The 2,265-nt window shown below is 70.2% G+C and carries 2 protein-coding genes; both read right to left on the reverse strand.

The window, feature by feature from the left end; translation table 11 throughout:
* Nucleotides 1-1,310: alpha/beta fold hydrolase (locus tag BGO15_RS06055; protein WP_286747544.1), on the reverse strand; the 1,310-nt coding region annotated here is incomplete at its 3' end.
* Nucleotides 1,307-2,265: DNA polymerase III subunit delta' (locus tag BGO15_RS06060; protein ID WP_286747546.1), on the reverse strand; the 959-nt coding region annotated here is incomplete at its 5' end. The genes BGO15_RS06060 and BGO15_RS06055, both read right to left, overlap by 4 nt.

Raw genomic sequence — 2,265 nt, forward strand, 5'->3', positions numbered from 1 at the left:
TCGCGCACCCCGGTCGCCTTCACCGGCCACACGTCGCAGATGTTCACGTCGGAGGACCAGTACGGCGCGATGACGGGCGCCTTCGCCTTCAGCTCGGCGTTCGCCGCATCCTTCTGCGCCTGGGTAGCGTCGTCCGGATAGTCCATGCAGTTGTACGCGTTGAACGCCTCGTAGGAGTTGTCCTCGTACTTCCCGTCGGTCCGGTTGTAGTAGAAGTCGGCGAGCTGGAAGGCCGGACCGGCGTTCCCCTTGAGAGTGGCCGCGAGCGCCTGCGTGAGGTACGGCCAGCTGTCCTGCGAGTACAGCGCGGCGACGATCGCGGTCACGAGCGAGTCCGCCCCGAGGCGGCGACCGTCGGAGTTGCGCAGCGGCGTACGGTCGACGCTCGCCAGCAACGTACCCAGGTCCGCCATGCCGTCGTCGACGGTCCCGCTGAACGGGCAGTCCTTCTGCTTCAGGCAGGAGGTCATGTACGCGCGGAGGGCCGACTCGAACCCGACGCCCTGCGTCGTGCTCACGTCGAGACCGGACACCGACGGGTCGATGGCGCCGTCGAGGACGAACCTGCCCACGCGCGTCGGGTAGAGCTTCGCGTAGGTCGCCCCCAGGAACGTCCCGTACGAGTACCCCAGGTAGTTCAGCTTCTTGTCGCCCAGCACGGCCCGCATCAGGTCCATGTCGCGCGCGGCGAAGTCCGTGGTCACGTACGGGAGGATGCCGCCGCTGTTCGCCTGGCAGGCATCGGCGAACTTCTTGCCCGACGCGAGGACCTCGCTCTTCCACGCCGCGCTGCCGCGGGGGTTCTGCGGGATCGCGAACAGGTACGCATCCATCTGCTTCGCGTCGTAGCAGGTCACCGCGGTCGACGCGCCCACGCCGCGGGGATCGAACCCGACGACGTCGTATTCCTTCGCCAGGGTCCCACCCACGGCGAAGTCGAGGGAATCGCGCACGAGGGAGATCCCGCTGGCGCCGGGTCCGCCGGGGTTCACGAGAAGCGAGCCGAGCGCGGATCCGTTCGTCGCGCGGTGCCGGATGAGCGCCAGCTTGACGTCGCCCTTGCCGGGGTGCTCCCAGTCGAGCGGAGCCGTGATCTTCGCGCACTCGTCAGCCGAGCCGCACGACGACCACGTGACCGTCTGCCCGTAGAACGGCAGGAGGTCGGCCGCGATGCCCGCGGTGTCGGGCGTGGCGCTCGAGGAGGGCCGCGGCGAGGCGTCCGGGATGATCGAGAAGAGGCACCCCGTCAGGGCGACGGACGCCACCGCCAGCGCGGCGATGACGGCGAGGAGTCGATTGCGGGTTCTCACAGTGTCCTTCCGCTCGCGATGGTCACGAGCAAGCTTTCGAGGGCCAGGGTGGGCGCGACGTTCTGCTCCAGGTTGCGGCGCGTCTCGGCGAGCCGGTCGACGACGACGAACGTCCGCTGCGGGCTCCATGCCGCGGCGAGGGCGCGGAGGTCGTCCTCGAGCTCGCGGTTGATGAGGTCGTCGCGGCCGAACTGCAGCAGTGCGACATCGCGGAACATCGACTGCAGATCCGTGAGGACCCGATCGATGCCGTCGCGCAGGCTGCGGGTCGCCCGCCGCTTCTGGTCGTCCTCCAGAGCGTTGAGCTGCGACCGTACCGCCGGTGGTACGGACGCGCCCTCGGGGACGCCCAGCGTGCGCAGCAGCTGCGCCCGCTCGGACTCGTCTCGTTCGGTGGTCAGCGCCTTCGCATCCTCTGTCGCGACCGCGACGATGCGACCGGCCACCTCGACCGCGTCGCCGACGCCCCGCACGCCGAGCACGGCCCGCAGCGTCTCGTCGCGACGGGCGCGGGCCGCGGCATCCGTCGCGAGACGCTGGGCCATGCCGATGTGGCGCTGCGCGTGACGGGCGGACTGCTCGGCGGTGACCTCGTCGACGCCGGTCCGGTCGGCGATGAGCCGGGCCACGTCGGACACGTCGGGGTCGCGCAGGCGCAGCGTGCGCACGCGGGAGCGGATGGTGGGCAGCAGATCGGCGTCGCTCGGCGCGCACAGGACCCACACCGTGCGCTCCGGCGGCTCTTCGAGCGCCTTGAGGAGCACGTTGGAGGTGCGCTCCGCCATGCGGTCGGCGTCCTCCATGACGATCACGCGGTACCGACCGAGCGACGGGGCGAAGTAGGAGCGCTCGACGAGCGCCCGCGCATCTTTGATGGAGATGATGACGCCCTCGGTGCGCAGCGAAGTCAGGTCGGGGTGGGTGCCGGCGAGCACCTGGCGCATGACCTGCTCGT

The organism is Microbacterium sp. 71-23 (assembly GCF_001897265.1).
Taxonomy (GTDB): domain Bacteria; phylum Actinomycetota; class Actinomycetes; order Actinomycetales; family Microbacteriaceae; genus Microbacterium; species Microbacterium ginsengisoli.